The sequence below is a fragment of the Arthrobacter russicus genome (assembly GCF_031454135.1).
GTDB lineage: Bacteria > Actinomycetota > Actinomycetes > Actinomycetales > Micrococcaceae > Renibacterium > Renibacterium russicum.
In genome coordinates, this window is record NZ_JAVDQF010000001.1 from 1,886,238 (window position 1) to 1,906,074 (window position 19,837).

The following is a 19,837-nucleotide window of genomic DNA, read 5'->3' on the forward strand; positions in this document are numbered from 1 at the left end:
CCAATGGCAACACCCGGCACGCATTCCAACGCGATCTTCATGAAACCTTCATGGATCCGTCATAGCTAGACAACAACTCGACTGAGAAAGGATGGCTTCATGCCAAATTCCACCCGGGTAGTGCTTGCCGATGAATCGGGCCATGCCGTCGGGAGCGCGTTGAAGTCGGAGGTGCACCATCTGGATACGCCTCTTCACTTTGCGTTCTCCTGCTATGTGTTCGACTCACAAGGCCGTTTTTTGGCCACGCGCCGTAGCCTTTCGAAGCTGACCTGGCCCGGTGTCTGGACCAACTCGTGCTGTGGACACCCCGCTCCGGGGGAGCGAATCGGAGACGCTGCCCACCGACGCCTGCAACAGGAGTTGGGACTGACCCCTACGAAGATGGGCATGGTGCTTCCCGACTTCCGTTATCGCACCACGATGGACAACGGGATTGTGGAAAATGAAATCTGTCCGGTATTCGCTGCTTTTGTAACCGACGGTGAGCCGAGTCCGGACCCCTCCGAGGTTGCGGACTACCGCTGGTTTGCCTGGCCGTCGTTTCGCGATCGGGCCCGGTCAGGCGAGCTTCAAGTTTCGCCTTGGGCCACGCTGCAAATCGACCTGTTGGTCAACTTTTTGGACGACCCAAAGACTTGGCCGATGCGAGATTTGTCGAACCTGCCGACTCCCTGGGATCGGCCGTTGATTGTCGGCGGTTGACGAAAAGCGGCCGTCCATACCCTTGGTCGCCGAGAAATCTTTGTCAAGCGTGGACCGGACAACGGTGGATCCGATTTGCTCCGCACCAGCAGGCAATCGCTATCACGGATATGGTCGAGATGATTGGTCTCATAAGAAACGAACTCACCAATCAGCAAAAACTAGCCAAGTAGTTTTTCCGGCAGCCTTAGGTTCAATGCACCGCACTCCATTGGCCTAGACGATCAGGAGGTAGGCGCGATGCATCCGGCAAACAGCTCTAACAACGGAACGGGTGGCGAGGAATACCTTGGCCGTCCAGCCCTTGAGCTGGCTCCGGACCCAGCACTGATTGCCGATCGGCGGATTCTGATCACCGGGGCAGGTGGCTCGGTCGGGCGGGCGCTTCTGGCGCAGATCTCGTCCTTTAGCCCAGGCCGGGTAGCGCTTTTGGAGCACAACGACTCCACGCTCTACGAGGCGCATCGTAGCTATCCGGAGGCTGATGCCTTCCTCGGCAGCATCACGGATCAAGCATTTGTTGCGTCCGTGCTGGACCGCTTCACGCCCGACGTCGTACTGCACTGTGCGGCCTATAAAATCGTCCCACTGGTCCAGACCCAAGTGGTCGAATCCTGCAAAACCAATGTTTCAGCCGCCGCCTCGCTGGCCGAAGCAGCCGCAGTACGCGGAGTCCGCGATTTCGTCTTCGTCTCAAGCTATGAAGCCCACGAACCGAAGAACGTCTTCGGGCACACCAAACGAGTCGCCGAGCTCATGCTCGCAAAAGTCGCCGGACAATTCCCGGCAACTCGCTTCGCCTCGGTTCGATTCAGCCTGGTGCTGAACTCCACCGGAAGTGTTTCGCTGCGCTTCGAGCAGTTGGCCAAAGCGGGTGAACCACTGCCCGTGACGGATCCGATGGCCGAACGGTACATGTGCAGCTTGGCCGAGGCCGCCGGTTCCATTCTTTGCTCCATCGGCCTGGCTGAAAGCGGGGCGGTCATCACCCTGGACGCCGGTCTTCCCCTCAAGGTCGTGGAACTGGCAGGGCGAATCAACCAGCGGTTCAACAATCCTGCCGGAACGGTCTGGGTTGAAAAACGACCCGGTGAAAAACTTCTGGAGTCTCCGCTGGCTAGCGGCAACCTTGTGCCAAGTCGGATTCCGGGGTTGTTACTGACCTCGGTTGCTCCGTGGGACCAGCGGGTTCATGCCGTTCCTACTGCAGAACTCTTTACCGCACTGGCGGAGTATCGGCAGGAAGATGCGGCCGGGGCGCTGCGGCGATTGTCCGAGCTGGCCTGATCGAAGCCTTGAATCTTGACCTCGGCGAGGTAACCCCTGCGAGTTTGTCCCCCGGCCTGTTCAGTGGGATATACCCATTCCGCACCACTGAATTGGCAGTTTCAGTGGGATATAGTCGTCGCTGAATCGGGGCCGCCAACCGGGCCGAGAACAAAACACAAAAAATCCCCGCACTCGTCAGAGAACGCGGGGATTTACTGCTGGTGGCTCCGACCGGCGTCGATCCGGTGACCTTTCGATTTTCAGTCGAACGCTCTACCAACTGAGCTACAGAGCCTTGGTGAACTTGCCACCGGATTCCCCTAGAGGAACCTAGCGACCCTGACGGGACTTGAACCCGCGACCTCCGCCGTGACAGGGCGGCGCGCTAACCAACTGCGCTACAGGGCCTTGCTTTTTACAAGGCTTCCAGCTTACCAGCTAAAACTGGCTGCTTTTGCCTCGCGTACCCCCAACGGGATTCGAACCCGTGCCGCCGCCGTGAAAGGGCGGTGTCCTAGGCCGCTAGACGATGGGGGCCTTGCCAGCTTCGACCCGATCAGTTGCCTGACCGCTTCTCGAAGTGGACCTCTAAAACTATAGGGCCTAGAAGCGCAATCCGCCAAACCGGGGCGCACAGGGAGACTGAATAGGCTGGAACCATGACCGACCCGCTCGCCTCAATGCCCCGCTTCGGCCGCTACGAGATGTCCCTGGCAGATTTCGAATCCGCAGTCGACGACGCGGTGGCGCAGATTCCGCCGGATCTCGCCGCCTCGATCGAGAACGTCGCGATCGTGGTCGAAGAACGTTATCTGCCGGAACCCGGCGAAGATCCCGACACAGTCCTGCTTGGCCTCTACCAAGGCGTCCCGCTCACGGAGCGCACGGAATGGTCCGACGCCGGCTCACTACCGGACAAAATCAGCATCTACCGGCAGGCCATTCTCGATATCTGCAACAACCGGGAAGAAGTGGTCGAGGAGGTCCTGGTGACCGTGGTGCACGAAATCGCGCACTTCTTCGGCATCGACGATGCGAAGCTGCACGATCTCGGCTGGGGCTGAAAGCCCGCGACACGCCGAGTCAAATGGTGAAGAATGACACCAGTGTTGTTTATGTTAATGATGTGACCAGTGTTGCCAAAGTGACACTGGCCCGCGTAGCCTCTTGATTGCTGTGTGGACGCTATTTGCCTGCGTTCATTCAAGAATCCGGTAGTGAGGTTATGTGATGAGATCGAGTTCCGCGACAAAACGGGTCCTCACCAATACGTTGGCGATATCTGCCGCGGCAGCATTGGCCTTGGGTTCCGCCGTGCTTCCGGCGAACGCCCAGCCGTCCGTTCTGCCGCAGGCGGTCCTGCCTTCCGCACCGGACATCCCCTCGGATCAAGACATCGCCAACGCCAAACAAAGCGAATCGGCCACCTCCAACGAGGTGAGCAAAATCGAAACGATCATCGAAGCGGCAAGCCAAAATCTGCAGTCGGCAGTCTCAACCGCCACCCGCGCCAATGACAACTACTCGGACGCATTGGTGGCGTTGCAGGAATACCAGGCCAAATCGGATGCCGCACAGGCCAAAGCCGAGCTGGCCTCGAAAGCTTCGGAAAAGGCACGCACCCAGGTCGGCCAGCTTGCCGGCGAGATCTACAAGAGCGGCGGAGTCGGCACCTCGCTGCCGAGCCTGCTGACCGGTTCGAACACCACCGATGCGCTCTACCAAGCCACTACCTTGAAGGCCATCGGAGACAACCGGGCCAAGATTTTCGATGCCGCTCAGTCGACCGCGGCAACTGCCAGCTCGCTCAACGATGCGGCAGCAGCTTCCAAAAAAGCGGCCGACGACGCGGCGAAAGCGGCCGCTGAGGCCAAGACGACCGCCGAATCCGCTTACAACGCGCAAAACGCGATTCTGATCCAGAACCAGCATGAGCGCGGAGTCCTGGTCGGACAGCTCGCCACACTCAAAAACACCACGGCGGCCTTGGAAGACCAGCGGCTCACCGGCCTGGAACAGCAACGGCGGCAAGCCCAGTACGACGCCGCCGTCGCCGCATCGAAGAACCAACCAGTGCCGCAGCAGCCAGGCAATGGAGGTGGCGGAAACACCGGCCCAGGCACCACGACGCCGGTTAATCCACCCGTGAATCCGCCAGTAGTGCCCCCGGTGGTTCCCCCGGTCACGCCACCGGTGACACCCCCGGTGGTCCCGCCAGTCGTGCCGCCGGTGACGCCTCCGGTCACCCCACCGGTGACCCCGCCGACTTCCGGGGTCAACATTGCCGGGATGGTCGCTTTCATGATGAGCAAAGTGGGCGGCGCCTACGTTTGGGGTGGCACCGGCCCCGGCTACGACTGCTCCGGTCTCATCTGGGCTGCCTTCCGTTCGGTGGGCGTGAACATCCCACGGGTTTCCACTGCCCAGTTCTGGGGCGCCCCGACCAGGGTCCCGCTCGCCCAGGCGCAGTACGGCGATATTCTGGCCTTCAACAATGACGGTGCCGGCAACTTTTCACACGTCGGCGTGTACATCGGCAACGGAATGATCGTCAATGCGCTCAACCCGTCCCAGGGCATCATGGTCAACCGGATCAGCGACCTGATCGGCTTGCCGGTCTACGGTTACGCGGCCCGTTACTGAACGGCCGTCGACTCAATCGGCTGGCCTCCGAATGAGCCCGCCGCCCAGGGGCTAAACGTTCCCGAGCATCGGTCCGAAGCTGCTCCGGTCGGCCAACCGGGGGTCCTCATGATCCCGGACCACCATGACCGGACCCTTTGCGTGGTGCAAGGTGCCGTCCGTGGTGGAACCGAGGATCATCCCGGCGAAACCGCCGTGCCCCCGGGTACCCAAAACCACCAGTTCGGACACCTTGCTGGCCCCGACCAGCACCTCCACCGGCGGACCGTCCAGGACGTCGGCGGTGATCGGCAAGCTCGGGAAGTGGCTCGTCAACCAGGCGACGCCGGCACTCAGCTGGACCTTGATGTCTTCGAAAAGCGCCTGCCGGTCCAAGGGTGCCGGCAGCCAGGCCATGGCTCCGGTATACGGCGGCACCGCGCAAATCACGCGTAGCGCCAGACCGGACCGTTGCGCCTGCTCTGCGGCCACGAGCACGGCGTATCTGGCCTGCTCGGAGCCGTCCACGCCAACCGTGACCACGGCTTCCACCTGCGGGGCCGCATCCGGCTGCGCCGCTTCACCCAATCGAGGGGCGCAATTCAATGGCACTGTGACAGTGGGGCATTTCGCGTGGCCCGGCAAGGCCGAAGACACCGAGCCCAGCAACCTGCCCACGAATCCGCCACGGCCACGCGAGCCGAAGACCAGCAGCTCGGCGGTTTGCGATGCTTCCATCAAAACGCTGGACGCATCGCCCCGCTCCACCCGGGTGTCGAATTCGACGTCGTAGCCGGCGAGCCTGGCGGTGGCTTGCTCGAGGACTTCGACGGCGCCTTGCCGGATCACCTCGTCGTCGATGGTGGCGAAGCCGCCGTCCAGACCGGAGGCCGCGAAAATCGGCACCGAATAAGCCGTGATCAGATGGAGCGGCCGCTTACGTGACTGAGCCTCCCGGGCGGCCCAGACGAGGGCGCAATATCCGTGGTCGGAGCCATCCACCCCCACGACAATTCCGGTTGGTTCCGGGGCTTCCACTGCCTGCGCTGGCGTTGGGTCCGTCATGGTGCTTGCCTCCCTGAGAAAAAGCAGGTTGCTTGGTTTTGACTATTCACGCTCGGTCGCGGCACGTCAAGGAGCCAAGCCGGGCAACCGCCCAGAATCGGCGGGAATCCCGCCTGGGCTCCCGGCTCGGATTTTCTACAGTCGACAGTCTTCGAAAAGCCCTATCCAGGTCCCGGGAATTTCTGTAGGCTTCGAAACAGCGCAGGCCCGGGGGGGCGTCTTCGCTAACTGCAGAGCTGACTGGGGTTCCGGTCCGGATGCAGCATCGTACACTCGAACAGTGCCCGGTGACGCAGTCGTCGCCGGACGCTCCCAAGGAGGCTCCATCTCATGACGCTTGCGCCCGCAGCCGGCGGTACCGAACGAACCACGACCGTCGTCATCGGTTCCGGATTGTCCGGTTTGGCAGTGGCCAGCGAACTGAGCCGGCAAGGCGTCGATTCGATCGTCGTGGACAGTTTGGAACTCTTCGGGGCAGCTCCAGCCGCCGGGGCCAGCCGATTGACCGAACCGGGGACCTTGATCGAGCGCAGCGAAATCCTACGGGTACTACGCCACTACGCCTCCAACCACTCCCTCGACATCCGAGCGAGCTCCAAAGCCACCGGGCTGCGGATCACCGCAGGCGCTGCTTCCGCCGGGGATCCGCAGCCCCAGCAATGGCTGGTCAGCACCTCTGACGGTGTGCTGCTCGCCGACAATATCGTGCTGACCCGTTGCGCCCAAGGCCAGTTGCGCCGGTTCTTCGCTTCGCTCGGCATTGCGATCGGCCGTGATCTGACCAGCGCGATGCGGGCTCTGGGCATTTACCTGGTCGGCATCGGAGACGCCGTGGCACCGAGCACGCGGGAAATACTCCGCCAGGCGAAAACCGTGAGCGAAGCGATTTGCGTCAGCCGGCAGCCGCGCAGCGCGGGCTTGACCGCGATCGGTTAGTCCCGGACCAGGGCTTCAGCCCTGGTCATTCGCCAGGTTGCGGCGCACCACGACGACCAACCCGGCGATGATCAGCAATGCCACCACGGCGATCACCACGATCAGCCACGGGAACCCGCCCGCCGGCGCCGGGGCCGGATTGGCACTGTTCACCGTGCCGGGGCTGTTCGGCGCGGTGGAGGTTCCGGGATCCGGCGCAGCCGAAGCCCCGCCGGAGCCGATCGCGGTGAAACTGAACGTCCCCTCGATCGGGTGCCCGTCCGAGGAAACCAGACGCCAGTTCACCGTGTAACCGCCCGCTGGCGCCCCCGCCCTGAGCTTCTGCGTGACCACCTTGTCCAGCACGGTCACCGAGTCCTGCACCCAATCTGTGCCCGAAGCGTCCTTGACCTCCACCTTGGATCCGATCGCCGCCGGAACATTGTCCATGGTCAGCGTTACCTCGGACGGCATGCTCGCCACGGTTGCCCCAGCCGAGGGCGAAGTGTTCTCCACGACGTCGTGCGCATTGGCCGCACCGGCCGGGAGCAAAAGCGCCGCCAGCAATCCGAGCAGCACCAGGACTCCGGAAAAGCGCCGGGACAGGCGGAATGCGGAGGCAGTGCGGGCAATCTGGCGGATCATCACGGTTCCCTTTGCTACAGCCGGCTATGGCCTCTGGCTCAACGGAGAGGCCGGAATCGTCATCAACGCTACGTCATCGGGGCGCCCAGGGCCGCATCTGCAACGCCCTGGCACTAGGATCGTGCTAGTTCCTTTGCATCGCATCCACTGGAGAGGCTCCCGCCATGGCCACGTTGCCCGCCGCCCTTGACCGCTATTTCAAAGTCACCGAACGTGGCTCTTCGCTCTCCCGCGAAATCCGAGGCGGCTTGGCCACCTTCTTCGCCATGAGCTACATCGTGGTGCTCAATCCGTTGATCCTGGGCGGCGCCGATTCCACCGGGGAAATCCTGGGCCGGGACCGGGTTGCGGCGGTGACCGCACTGGTCGCGGGGATTCTGACCATCGCGATGGGTGCCTGGGCGAAGCACCCCTTCGCACTGGCAACCGGCTTGGGCGTGAACGCCTTCGTGGCGGTCACCGTGGCTTCGCACCCGGGATTGACCTGGCCGGACATGATGGGCCTGATCATGATCTCCGGCATCACCATGCTGGTCCTGGTGCTCACCGGATTCCGAACCGCCGTTTTCAAGGCGGTGCCGGAAGGGCTCAAGACGGCGATCGTCGTGGGCATCGGTTTGTTCATCGCACTGATCGGTCTGGTGAACGCCGGATTCGTCCGCCGGATCCCGGACGTTGCCGGAACCACCGTGCCGGTGGGCCTGGGCTTCGACGGCAAGCTGATCGGCTGGCCCACCCTGGTTTTCGTGGTCGGTTTGATCCTGACCATCGCATTGGTGATCCGCAAGGTCAAAGGGGCCATCCTGATCGGGGTGATCGGCTCGACGATCCTGGCCAATGTCTTGGAGCTGGTGTTCAAGATCGGGCCGAGTTTCGATGGCAAGACCAGCAATCCGATGGGCTGGTCACTCGTGGTACCGACCCTAGAACAGTTCAAGCTCCCGGACCTGTCCTTGATCGGCCAGGTCAACTTGTTCGGCTCCTTCGTGCACCTCGGCGGCGTGGCCGCGACCCTGTTGGCCTTTTCGATCCTGTTGAGCATCTTCTTCGATGCCATGGGCACCATGGTCGGTCTGGCCAGCGAGGCAGGCAGCATCGACGAAAAAGGCAATATTCCGAATGTGGACCGGGTGCTGTTCGTCGACGCGATCGGCGCGATCGCCGGCGGCGGCGCTTCGGTGTCCTCGAACCAGATCTATGTGGAGTCCGGTGCGGGAATCGGCGAAGGCGCCCGGACCGGCATCGCGTCGGTGGTCACCGGCGTGCTGTTCCTGGTGGCGATGTTCTTCACGCCCTTGATCTCCCTGGTGCCATTCGAAGCGGTCGCCCCGGCGCTCGTCGTCGTCGGCTTCATGATGGTCTCGCAGGTGGGCAAGATCGACTGGTCCGACTGGGGCGTGGCCATTCCCGCGTTCCTGACCTTCACCCTGATGCCGTTCACCTATTCGATCGCGAACGGCCTGGGCGCCGGATTCATCGCTTATGTGGTGATCCGCACCGTGCAGGGCCGAGCCAAAGAAATCCACCCGTTGCTCTGGGTCGTCGCAGCGGCGTTCGTGGTGTTCTTCGGCATCGGACCGATCCAGCAGTTGCTCGGCCTGGGCTGATCCGCAGCGTCCACTCCGGCGGGGAACCCGTACGGGCAGACCTTTGCACCCCAAAGGCTCTGGCCAGACTTTTTGTCCCAAAGCGAGGATTGATGCGTACTCGGTATGCTCCGAGACCGTCAAAAATCCGACCTTAGGACGAAACTGATGAAAATCGCACTCTCGCTCGCCCTCATTGCGGGCAGCCTTTTCGGGGTGGTGCAAGCCCCGTACCCGATCGCCCCGGGAGCGGCGACCGGACTCGATTCGGCGAACGCCGCCGTGGACAAATACCCGGCCTCCGAGGTGGAATCCCCGGAAGACACCCTGGCCTACTGGACCAAAGAACGCATGGCCCAAGCCGTAGCGAACAGCGGGGCCGCAACTGCTGATGGCCGCTCAGCGGCTGGCTCCGCCGGAGCGTCGGCGATCGACTACGCGAACAGCAATCCCGCCGTCGGCGTGGTGTTCTACCGGAACTCCGACGGCGACGATCAAGTCTGTACCGGAACCGTGATCAACGACAATGCCAAGAACGTGGTGCTGACCGCTGGCAGTTGCCTGCACGGTGGAGCCGGAAAGGATTGGTCCAAAAAGGTCGCCTTCGCTCCGGAGTACTCCAATGGAACCGCTTGGCGAGGCCTCTGGGCTGGCAGCTGGATGCGGGCCTACCAAGATTGGACGGACTACAGCCGGGCCCGGCTCAACCAGGCCGTGTTTCGGGTTTGGCCTAATTCCCAGGGCCAGGAGATCGAAGACCAGGTCCGTGGGCATAAGTTGCTGACCGTGTCTTCCCCCGAGCAAGGCAACGTGCAGGCGTACTCGTACCGGCGAGATCCCGGCTCTGCCGTGGCTAACCAGTGGTACTGCGAGAACGCGCCGAGCTGGGGCAAAAAAGGCGAGCTGGGAACTCTCGGCTGCCGGTTCCCCAACCCGACCGCGGGCAGTCCTTGGGTCAAATACATCGACGCCGAAGGTTATGGCAGCATCTTCGCGGTGTCCTCCAGCTTCCGTTACGACGGAGACATCAGCTACCTTCCGGAGGCTTACAGCAACCCGACGAATCTGCAGACCGAAATCGTCAACAAGCTGAAGAAAGTTGATGACCCCGCCTAGGAACCCCACGGGCAAAGTGCGCTGCGGCCCCGGTGTCACCGCATCGGGGCCGCAGCCTTGCCTCTGGACCTGACCGCCCGGGCTCAGTTGAACTGCTGCGCCACCTGTTCCAAGCGGTCCTGGTAGTCCTGCCACCATTCCTGGCTGCCCCGGGGCATATTGTCGTTTTCCCTGCGCAAGCCGACCGAGCCGTCAATCAATTCGCGGATCACATCCGCGTGCCCGGCGTGCCGGGTGAGGTCCGCGATCACATGGATCAAGATCTGGTGCAGGGTCACCTCACTGCGCTCCTCGGGCCACCACGGCACTCGTCCGGTCGCGGCCAGATCCAGGGCATCGATGGTCTCGTCCGCTTGCACCCAGACCCGGCGGTAAAGCGTCACGATGTCCTCGCGGCTTTCCGTCTCGGTAGCCCACATGTCCGCGTTCGGCTCGGCATCTTCATCGAGCCAGGGGTAGCGCTCGTTGAACGGCCGGTCGAACGTATCGCCGAAGTATCCGAGTTCGACGCCGGCCGCGTGCTTGACCAGCCCGAGCAGATTCGTGCCGGTCGGCGTGAGCGGTTGCCGGATCTGGTACTCGGAGAGTCCCTCGAGCTTCCAGAGCAGGGCTTCCCTGGCGGATTGCAAGTAGCGGTGAAGGTCCGATTTCGGCGCTGATCCGGTCATGGCGGTCAGCCTAACACCGGGTACCGACGGATCCCTGGAGTTCGCGGCACAACTCTGCCCCGGTGATCTGCCCCTAGGTGCCTGGCCTCGGAGGCAAAGCCCCAGGGTCGAAAATCGGGCGAATCGCCGAACACCGGAAGCCGCTTGAATCAACACTGCTATCTCGACCGCGAGCATGTACTAATATTCCGAATATTCGATTCAACCGTAAATGATTCGAAATGAATCCAATCCACCATAATTTCTCTTTCCGAAAATCGACGGGTTGGCCCGCAACAAATCTCTATAACCCGGCAGAGTTCGACAACGCAGCGGCTTTGCCGATGAAACGTTCAGCCAATATCCAGCAATGTCTAGCCAATCGGCTAGCCGACTGGCTAGACATTTCCATTTCCTCTAGACCTGCCTGGGCGCCGGCCATACTCTTATCCCGTATCGACGCACGCCCAAAGAGAGGGGGTGAATCGCATCATGGAGACCACAAGAGGGGAATCGAGCGCGGGGAGCGGCCTCGAATCCACAGTTCCAGCACGCAGCCGTGCTGGCATTTCGGCGTTCCGCAAGACTTTGCGCATCGCCGCTCTCACTGGAGTCACCGGCTCCGCGATTTTCCTCTTCGGCGTACTCGGCGCACAGAGCGCGAACGCCGCTCCGGCGAACCCCAACGGCCCCTCCTCGGCGACGAGCAGCGCCACGTCCGACGGTGGCAAGCAGTCGGACGGCGGCGGCCTTCTCGGGCTCCTCGGCGGCACGCTCCAAGGCACACTCCGAACCGTCGATGCGACCGTAGGAGCCTTGCTGGCGCCGTCCCAACCGGCTCCGCCGACAGCTCCTACCGCACCGATAGCGCCGTCGAATCCGGCCCGGCCCGCCCCGCCGTTGCCGGTCAACTCGGCAGCACCGGCGCCCAGCGGACCCGTCACGACCGCGGTGAAATCAGCCACCAACATTGCCGGCGCAGCGGTGAAAACCCTCGAACCGGCCTTCCAACCAGCGGAGCAGGGCCAACCGGCAGCACCGGATCCGAAACCGCTTTTGACCGCCGCCCAGCCAGTATTGGGTACGGTGAATTCGACCCTCAGTCCGGTCCTCGCTCCCGCCGCCGATCTCTTGCGACCGGCCACCTCGGGGCTTCAACCACTGCTCGGCGGCCTGGTAAAAACGCTGACCGGCACGTTGCAAGCCGCAACCGGGACTTTGCTTCCGGTGGTTGAAAAGCTTCCGGTAGTAGGCGAAATCGTCAGTCCGCTGCTTCGGGCTTTGACCCCCACGGTCAACAATCTCCTCCCGGACCTGACCTCGAACGTACCCATAGTCAAAGATCTGGTTGGTCCGCTGACCGACCAGAACGCGGCTATCCTGCCGGCCAACAAACCACTGGTGCAGCCTCCGACCACGCCACCAGTGAGTCCGCAGCCGGGGAATACTGTGCCCGGCGTCCGCGAAGCGCCACGGCCGGCTCCGGTTCCGGACGCCGTTGCTGCAGCCCCCACCGCGGCGGCGCATCCGGATCCGCTCAAAGTTTCTTCACTCCCGCTCATCAGCAGCAGTTCATCGCTGGCAGCGATCGCAGGCAATGCGGCCAGCTCGGCGATCAGCGATGACTCCGGCTCAGGTTCCGGGCAGCATGTCACGCTGCCCCCTACTGGGCCCATCACAGCTCCCGCCGGAGGTTCCTCCTCGGCGGGTAATGGCAGCGGCTCCGCCGGTTCCGGCGGAAGCGCTGCAGCTACAACCGCAGATATCTTCGCGATGCCTTTCAGTGTGCTTTCCGGAAAGGTGGGCGTGCCCGCGCTCATCCTCCCCGAGCCCTTGGCATACGACCCCGGATCGTCTCCCGACTAATTGACGAGAAAAGCCGAGTTTATCTTCGGCAAAAGCAGCAAACTCTAAAAATGGTTTGATTTCGCTTTTTCTCATCAATTCAGTCAGGAGACTTTTTCATGCGACCGTGCTTACGCAGGACCCTTTGGGGATCCCTGTTTGCCGGAGGCATTATTGTCCTCGGCGCTGCCGCAGCGAATGCTGCAGAGCAGCCACCTACTGATGGAGCTAACAACCTGGCAAGTGCCACTTCGGCGGCCCCTGCTACACCGGCACCAGCATCGGGATTGAAAATCAATATCCCGATCAACCTTTCGGGTAACGCGATCAGCGTTATCGGCAATTCGAAAGCCAATGGTCCGACAGCTCCGAGCGCACCCGCGAACGATGGATCGATCAACCTTCCGATCAATCTCAGCGGGCACGCAATCAGTCTCCTCGGGACCGGAACCCAGGCAAAACCTGGGACTCCCCCCGCGGCGAATGCCACGCCACAAGTGGGCACGACGGTACTTGGTACCTCGACCCTCGGCGGGCTTCTTCCTGGTTTGGAACAGATCGTCAGTATCAACATTCCGATCACGCTCAGCGGCAACGCTCTGAGCGTCATCGGCGACTCCGATGCAACGTCGGCCGCTCCGGCAGCCGGCCCTGCGCCGTCGTCGCCCACCACCGGCTCCAAGGTGGACGGCGACACCATCGGCCAGGCGACCTCGGGCGGCCTCGGCGTGTTCAACGGTTGGCAAGCAGTTGCCAACGCGAACGCCCCGGTCACCGTCTCGGGCAACGCGGTATCGCTGATCGGCAACTCCAAGTCGAGCGGATCCCAGGTCGGCGCCACTGGTGCCCCTGGAACCGGCGGCGGGGCGCTGACTGGCGGCGACACCGTGGGGCAAGTGACCTCGGGCGGCGTCGGCGCGTTCAACGGCAACCAGGCACATGCAGGCGCCAAAGCACCGATCACGGTATCCGGCAACGCCGTATCCTTGATCGGCGATTCGGAATCGACTGACTCCAAGGTTTCCGGGGGCGCGGGCAGCTCCCTGGTTGCCGGGAGCAAAGTCGGCCAGGCCACGTCCGGCGGCATTGGCGCGTTCAACGGCAATACCGCGAATGCGGATGCCGCTGCACCGATCACCGTATCCGGAAACGCCATCTCGGCCATCGGCAACTCGAAGACCAAGAACTCCCAGGTCGGTGGTGGACCCGCCAACGGCAACGGTTCTCTGACCGGCGGAGACACCGTCGGCCAAGCGACCGCGGGTGGCGTCGGGGCCTACAACGGCAACGTGGCGAACGCCAATGCCAAAGCACCGGTAACGGTCTCCGGCAATGGGGTATCGCTGCTCGGCAACTCGAGCTCGGAAAACTCCAAAGTGGGTGTTCCGAACCCGGCGGCGACCGGTAACGGCGCACTCGCAGGCGGAGACGTTGTGCATCAGGCAACGGGCGGCGGAATCGGTGCGTTCAACGGCAACCAGGCTCAGGCCAACGCCGATGCGCCGATCACCGTTTCGGGCAACGCCATTGGCCTGACCGGCAATGCCGCGTCGAAGAACTCCACTGTCGGTGGCGCTCAAACGACCCCTGGCACCGGAAACGGCTCATTGGCCGGAGGCAACAGCAACGACATGGTGACTGCGGGCGGCATCGGCCGTTTCGTGGGCAACCAGGCCGATGCGAACGCCAAGGCGCCGTTGACCATCTCGGGCAACGCGATCGGCGCTTGCGACGCGGAGTCGAATGACTCCACCGTCGGTGGCGGCAACCCTGGAATCGGAGCACTCACTGGTGGCGACCGCGTCGGGCAGGCAACTGCGGGCGGCATCGGCGAGTACAACGGCAACCAGTCAGTGGCCAATGCCAAAGCACCGATCACGATTTCCGGCAACGCCATCTCGGGCCTGTCGACCGCCCGTTCCAACCACTCGGTGGTGGGCGGCAACGGCATCGGCAACGGCACGGTAGGCAACGGATCGCTCGCCGGTGGCAACAGCACCGGACAAGCAACCCAAGGCGGCATCGGCGAATACAACGGCAACACCGCCGATGCCAATGCCAAAGCCCCCGTGACGGTGTCGGGCAACGCCATCTCGGTGCTCAACCAGGCACAGACCGACAACTCGCTGGTCGGCGGCTCGAACAACTCGAGCAGCAACGGCGCGTTGGCTGGTGGCGATTCCGTCGGGCAGGCAACTGCTGGCGGCATCGGTGCTTACAACGGCAACACCGCCACTGCGAATGCCAAGGCTCCGGTCGTCGTTTCCGGCAACTCGATTTCCGGTTTCGGCAAGGCGCACTCGGCTGATTCAGTGGTTGGCGGCGCTGGCGCGAACGCTGCCGGCAACAACGGGTCGCTGACCGGTGGTGACACCGTCAAGCAGGCAACTGCCGGCGGCGTCGGCGCTTGGAATGGCAATCAGGCAGTGGCGGATGCCAAGGCCCCGTTGGTCATCTCCGGCAACTCGATCTCCGGCCTGAACGATTCCGAGTCCAAAGGCTCGGTCGTCGGTGGCGCCAACGGTGGAAACACCGGATCCCTGGTCGGCAGTGACAGCACCAGCCAAGCAAGCGGTGGCGGCGTGGGGGCCTTCAACGGCAACCAAGCGGTCGCCAACGCCAAAGCTCCGATCATCATCTCCGGCAACGCCATTTCTGCAGTACGGGCAGCCCAATCCACGAACTCCGTGGTCGGGACTTCTGCAGTGAACGGTTCATTGGCTGGCGGTGACACCACCGGGCAGACCACTGCGGGTGGCGTCGGTGCTTGGAATGGCAATCAGGCTGTGGCAAACGCCAAGGCTCCGATCGTGGTCGCGAACAACGCCGTTTCCGGCTTGGGCGAGGCGACCTCGAAGGATTCTTCGGTAGGCGCCAACACCGGCCTGGCAACCAGCAACAACGTCCAGCAGGCCAGCACCGGCGGAGTCGGCGCGTTTGCCGGCAACAACGCTGCAGCCAGCGTCAAGGTCGTTCCGGTCTGGTGCGACAACCCGTTGAATCCGATTGCGGGTTCGATTGCGGGTGCTTGCAAGGTCGGCTCGGCGCAGAATCCTGCGACTCCGGTTCTACCGGGCGTGCCAGGCTTCGGCGGCGATCCGCTCAAGATCGCTACTCCGGACCCGATCGGCAGCATCTTGCCGATCAAGGGCGGTTCTTTGGATTCGGTGATCCGGTCCATGCTCCCCGAAATTCCGGCTGTCCCGGCAATCAACGGCTCCGGCCCGGTTCCTTCGACCGACGGCACTCCCGTCGTTCCAGGAGCTCCGGTGGTTCCTGCTGATCCTCGGGCAATCGATCTGGGCAAGGTTGTCAACGGTCTGCTCTTGGGCACACCGGGCGTGGTCGGCCAGATCACTCGTCCGATCCTGCCGAGCATCCCACCGGTACCGGCAGTTCCGACTGCCCCCACCGGCACTGCTCCTTCGGTTCCCACCGTTCCGGCTGCGCCGGGGCTCGGGGTCGTCGGGCAGCTTCTGGGCGGCCTTCTCGGCCAGCGCCCGGTTCCGGCACTGCCGGTCGGCGGTTCACCGGTTGGCGTCGGCTTGCCGACTCTGCCCGGCGTTCCGGTTCTTTTGCCGGTCGGCCCGGTCGGACCGTTGGTAAGCAACATCGGACAGACCCTTCCGGGTTTGGACGACGTCGCCAACTTGATTCCCAGCCTCGGTAATGTCGGGGGCCTGGGGAACTTGGGAGGCACCATCAAGGGCCTCATCCCGACGCTGCCGAGTGTTTGCAGCTTGACCTGCAACGGCGGTCTGGGAGACCTGGGCAAGGTCATCGGCGGTCTGCTGCCGAACATCCCCGGCACGCCTGGCACCCCCGGCACCGGACTCCCGGGTCTGCCCGACCTGGGTGGTCTGATCAAGAACCTGCCCATCGTGGGCGGTCTCCTCGGTGGCGGAACCCCCGGCACCGGACTCCCGGGTCTTCCCGACCTGGGTGGTCTGATCAAGAACCTGCCCATCGTGGGCGGACTCCTCGGTGGCGGAACCGGAACCCCGGGTCTGCCCGGCCTGCCGGGTCTGCCTGACCTGGGTGGTTTGATCAAGAACCTGCCGATCGTGGGCGGACTCCTCGGTGGCGGAACCCCCGGCACCGGAACCCCGGGTCTGCCCGGCCTGCCGGGTCTGCCTGACCTGGGTGGTTTGATCAAGAACCTGCCCATCGTGGGCGGACTCCTCGGTGGCGGAACCGGAACCCCGGGTCTGCCCGGCCTCCCGGGTCTGCCTGACCTGGGCGGTTTGATCAAGAACCTGCCCATCGTGGGCGGACTCCTCGGTGGCGGAACCGGAACCCCGGGTCTGCCCGGCCTCCCGGGTCTGCCTGACCTGGGCGGTTTGATCAAGAACCTGCCCATCGTGGGCGGCTTGCTCGGTGGCGGAACCGGAACCCCGGGTCTGCCCGGTCTCCCGGGTCTGCCTGACCTGGGTGGTTTGATCAAGAACCTGCCCATCGTGGGCGGCTTGCTCGGTGGCGGCACCGGAACCCCGGGTCTGCCCGGTCTCCCGGGTCTGCCTGACCTGGGTGGTTTGATCAAGAACCTGCCCATCGTGGGCGGACTCCTCGGTGGCGGAACCCCCGGCACCGGACTCCCGGGTCTGCCTGACCTGGGTGGTTTGATCAAGAACCTGCCCATCGTGGGCGGCCTCCTCGGTGGCGGCACTCCCGGCACCGGACTCCCGGGTCTGCCTGACCTGGGTGGTCTGATCAAGAACCTCCCGATCGTGGGCGGACTCCTCGGTGGCGGAACCCCCGGCACCGGAACCCCGGGTCTGCCCGGCCTGCCGGGTCTGCCTGACCTGGGTGGTTTGATCAAGAACCTCCCGATCGTGGGCGGACTCCTCGGCGGCGGAACCGGAACCCCGGGTCTGCCCGGCCTGCCGGGTCTGCCTGACCTGGGTGGTTTGATCAAGAACCTGCCCATCGTGGGCGGACTCCTCGGTGGCGGAACCGGAACCCCGGGTCTGCCCGGACTCCCGGGTCTGCCTGACCTGGGTGGTTTGATCAAGAACCTGCCCATCGTGGGCGGACTCCTCGGCGGCGGAACCGGAACCCCGGGTCTGCCCGGACTCCCGGGTCTGCCTGACCTGGGCGGTTTGATCAAGAACCTGCCCATCGTGGGCGGACTCCTCGGTGGCGGAACCGGAACCCCGGGTCTGCCCGGCCTCCCGGGTCTGCCTGACCTGGGCGGTTTGATCAAGAACCTGCCCATCGTGGGCGGACTCCTCGGCGGCGGAACCGGAACCCCGGGTCTGCCCGGCCTCCCGGGTCTTCCCGACCTGGGCGGTTTGATCAAGAACCTGCCCATCGTGGGCGGACTCCTCGGTGGCGGTACTCCCGGCACCGGACTCCCGGGTCTGCCCGGCCTCCCGGGTCTGCCTGACCTGGGTGGTTTGATCAAGAACCTCCCGATCGTGGGCGGACTCCTCGGTGGCGGAACCCCCGGCACCGGAACCCCGGGTCTGCCCGGCCTGGGCGGTTTGATCAAGAACCTGCCCATCGTGGGCGGCTTGCTCGGCAACGGCACCACCGTTCCGGGCTTGCCCGGCCTCGGCGGACTGCTCGGTGGTCTGCCGATCATCGGCGGGCTCTTCGGCACCGGAACCCCCGGCACCACCGTTCCGGGCCTGCCCGGTCTGGGTGGCTTCCTTACCGGCTTGCCGATCATCGGTGGGCTCTTCGGCACCGGAACCCCCGGCACCACCGTTCCGGGCTTGCCCGGCCTCGGCGGACTGCTTGGTGGTCTGCCGATCATCGGCGGGCTCTTCGGTTCTGGGACCCCCGGCACCACCGTTCCCGGTTTGGCCGGCCTCGGCGGGCTGCTCGGCGGTCTTCTCGGTGGAGTGTTGCCGGGAAAACCTGCAGGACCTCTTGATCCAGGCAAAACTGTCGGCGGCCTGCCCGTCGTCGGCGACTTGCTGAAGACCATTGGGTCCTTGCCCGTAGTTGGAAACATTGCGCAAGGCCTGCCGCTCGTCGGCGAGGCGTTCAAAGGCGGCACCGGTGTTCCAGGACTTCCTGGGACACCGGCGCTGCCGGTCCTCGGCGACCTGGGGAAAGCGATCAAAGGACTGCCCGTCCTCGGATCGCTTCCTGCAGCGCTGAGCAGCCTGCCCCTGGTAGGCACGGTGCTGGATTCCCTGTTGGGCCGCGGCTCGCAGAATCCGGGCACCGATCCTGGTACCAACCCCGGCACCGATCCTGGCAAACAGCCGGGACAACAGCCGGGTCAGAACCCTGGTGGCAATCCAGGTACCAACCCGGGCCAGCTCCCGGGCAATGGGAATGGTAACAACCCGATCCCCGGGGTCGGCGTTGGGACCACCGGCAATACCCGGCCGAACGGCTGGGCTACCGGAGTGAACGGTTCGGGGGAGCCGTTAGTCCTGGTCAGCTCGGTCGCAACGCGCTACAACACATTCGGCGGAATCAGCCAATACGGTTCACAGGCAAAGGTGAATCCATTGGCCTCCACCGGTGTTGCGGATGCGCCTTTGGCCGGGGTCGGAATCGGCGTGCTGGCACTCGGAATGCTGCTCCTGGCACTTTCGGGGGCCCGCAAGCCAAAGAATGCGGTAAGGGTGCAGGCCTGAATCGCAGGTAGGAAGGCGGGGCTGCTTCTCACTGGGCAGCCCCGCCTTTCGTTTGCGCTATTTGGCCGACCAGCCGCCGTCGACCGGGTAGCTGGCTCCGGTGACCATCCCCGCATGGGGACCCGCCAACCAACCGACCAGGGAAGCCACCTCTTCCGGTTCAACCAACCGCTTGATCGCGCTCTCGGTCAACATCACTTTGGCCAGCACTTCGGACTCCGGGATCCCGTGCGCTTTCGCCTGGTCGGCAATCTGCGCCTCGACCAACGGCGTCCGGACATAACCGGGGTTGACGCAGTTGCTGGTCACCCCGTGTTCTCCGCCCTCCAAAGCCGTGACTTTGGACAGCCCCTCGAGCGCGTGTTTGGCGGTGACGTAAGCACTCTTGAACGCAGAGGCGCGCAGGCCGTGCACCGAGGACATGTTGATGATCCGGCCCCAGTTCCGTTGGTACATCCCGGGCAACACCGCTCTGATCAAAAGGAACGGCGCCTCGACCATAATCCTCTGGATCTTCCGGAACATCGCCGGTTCGTAGTCGATGATCGGCGCCACCCGTTGGATCCCGGCGTTATTGACCAGGATGTCGAAATCCAAGCGGAGCGACTCGAACTGGGCGGTCTCCGACAAGTCCACCCGCCAAACTTTCCCCTCGACTTCTTCAGCCAGTCCGGTGGCTTCGGCGAGGTCGGCGATGGTCACCGTCGCGCCCAGCCGGGCCAATTCGCGTACGACGGCGGCCCCGATCCCGCTCGCTCCGCCCGTCACCAATGCTTTGCGTCCAGAAAGCGGTAGTGCGGTGTCCATGATTGCCTCCCGGGATTGC

At 63.8% G+C, this 19,837-nt stretch carries 13 protein-coding genes and 3 tRNA genes; 9 read left to right on the forward strand and 7 right to left on the reverse strand.

Annotated features, from left to right (window positions below):
- The first annotated feature begins 99 nt into the window (after positions 1 to 99).
- Positions 100 to 705 (forward strand): isopentenyl-diphosphate Delta-isomerase, encoded by a 606-nt coding sequence (gene idi, locus JOE69_RS08805; RefSeq protein WP_309797897.1) that lies wholly within the window; start codon positions 100 to 102, stop codon positions 703 to 705.
- Positions 706 to 945: 240 nt separating this feature from the next.
- Positions 946 to 1,992, forward strand: coding sequence for a polysaccharide biosynthesis protein (locus tag JOE69_RS08810; protein ID WP_309797900.1), 1,047 nt, complete (start codon positions 946 to 948; stop codon positions 1,990 to 1,992).
- 201 nt (positions 1,993 to 2,193) lie between these two features.
- On the opposite strand, the gene JOE69_RS08815 is transcribed toward JOE69_RS08810, so the two are convergent.
- The 3 genes from JOE69_RS08815 to JOE69_RS08825 all read right to left on the reverse strand — a co-directional run bounded on the left by JOE69_RS08815 (position 2,194) and on the right by JOE69_RS08825 (position 2,511).
- A tRNA-Phe gene (locus JOE69_RS08815) sits at positions 2,194 to 2,269 on the reverse strand.
- Between the two features lie 39 nt (positions 2,270 to 2,308).
- Positions 2,309 to 2,382 (reverse strand) — tRNA-Asp (locus JOE69_RS08820).
- Positions 2,383 to 2,438: 56 nt separating this feature from the next.
- Positions 2,439 to 2,511: transfer RNA gene (locus tag JOE69_RS08825), tRNA-Glu, on the reverse strand.
- Positions 2,512 to 2,633: 122 nt separating this feature from the next.
- Between JOE69_RS08825 and JOE69_RS08830 the strand changes: the two genes are divergently transcribed.
- Entirely contained in the window at positions 2,634 to 3,038 is a 405-nt protein-coding gene (locus JOE69_RS08830; protein ID WP_296362836.1) for a metallopeptidase family protein, read from the forward strand.
- Between the two features lie 166 nt (positions 3,039 to 3,204).
- A complete protein-coding gene (locus tag JOE69_RS08835) occupies positions 3,205 to 4,617 on the forward strand; it encodes a C40 family peptidase (protein ID WP_309797903.1) in 1,413 nt (470 codons plus the stop codon).
- Positions 4,618 to 4,668: 51 nt separating this feature from the next.
- Here JOE69_RS08835 and JOE69_RS08840 read toward each other — a convergent pair whose 3' ends face one another.
- On the reverse strand, positions 4,669 to 5,661 hold the full coding sequence (locus JOE69_RS08840) for a universal stress protein (protein ID WP_309797905.1): 993 nt from the start codon (positions 5,659 to 5,661) through the stop codon (positions 4,669 to 4,671).
- A gap of 330 nt (positions 5,662 to 5,991) precedes the next feature.
- On the opposite strand from JOE69_RS08840, the gene JOE69_RS08845 reads away from it, so the two are divergent.
- Positions 5,992 to 6,597 carry an FAD-dependent monooxygenase gene (locus JOE69_RS08845; RefSeq protein ID WP_309797906.1) on the forward strand — a complete coding sequence of 202 codons (606 nt, stop codon included), beginning with the start codon at positions 5,992 to 5,994 and terminating at the stop codon, positions 6,595 to 6,597.
- A gap of 15 nt (positions 6,598 to 6,612) precedes the next feature.
- Here the strand turns inward: JOE69_RS08845 and JOE69_RS08850 are convergent, their stop codons facing one another.
- Positions 6,613 to 7,221, reverse strand: coding sequence for a copper resistance protein CopC (locus tag JOE69_RS08850; protein WP_309797908.1), 609 nt, complete (start codon positions 7,219 to 7,221; stop codon positions 6,613 to 6,615).
- Positions 7,222 to 7,385: 164 nt separating this feature from the next.
- Between JOE69_RS08850 and JOE69_RS08855 the strand changes: the two genes are divergently transcribed.
- Positions 7,386 to 8,828: an NCS2 family permease gene (locus JOE69_RS08855; protein WP_296362831.1), complete on the forward strand. Its 1,443-nt coding sequence runs from the start codon at positions 7,386 to 7,388 to the stop codon at positions 8,826 to 8,828.
- Positions 8,829 to 8,975: 147 nt separating this feature from the next.
- Positions 8,976 to 9,923: a trypsin-like serine peptidase gene (locus tag JOE69_RS08860; RefSeq protein WP_309797910.1), complete on the forward strand. Its 948-nt coding sequence runs from the start codon at positions 8,976 to 8,978 to the stop codon at positions 9,921 to 9,923.
- Between the two features lie 83 nt (positions 9,924 to 10,006).
- On the opposite strand, the gene JOE69_RS08865 is transcribed toward JOE69_RS08860, so the two are convergent.
- Positions 10,007 to 10,591, reverse strand: a complete 585-nt coding sequence (locus tag JOE69_RS08865; protein WP_309797912.1) for a DinB family protein — start codon at positions 10,589 to 10,591, stop codon at positions 10,007 to 10,009.
- 471 nt (positions 10,592 to 11,062) lie between these two features.
- Here JOE69_RS08865 and JOE69_RS08870 point away from each other — a divergent pair, with 471 nt between their 5' ends.
- Together JOE69_RS08870 and JOE69_RS08875 are read left to right on the forward strand one after the other, a co-directional pair.
- Positions 11,063 to 12,436: a hypothetical protein gene (locus JOE69_RS08870; protein ID WP_309797913.1), complete on the forward strand. Its 1,374-nt coding sequence runs from the start codon at positions 11,063 to 11,065 to the stop codon at positions 12,434 to 12,436.
- A 266-nt stretch (positions 12,437 to 12,702) separates the two neighbouring features.
- A complete protein-coding gene (locus JOE69_RS08875; protein ID WP_309797916.1) occupies positions 12,703 to 19,011 on the forward strand; it encodes a beta strand repeat-containing protein in 6,309 nt (2,102 codons plus the stop codon).
- Positions 19,012 to 19,068: 57 nt separating this feature from the next.
- On the opposite strand, the gene JOE69_RS08880 is transcribed toward JOE69_RS08875, so the two are convergent.
- Positions 19,069 to 19,818, reverse strand: a complete 750-nt coding sequence (locus JOE69_RS08880) for a 3-hydroxybutyrate dehydrogenase (protein WP_309797918.1) — start codon at positions 19,816 to 19,818, stop codon at positions 19,069 to 19,071.
- Positions 19,819 to 19,837 lie beyond the last annotated feature (19 nt).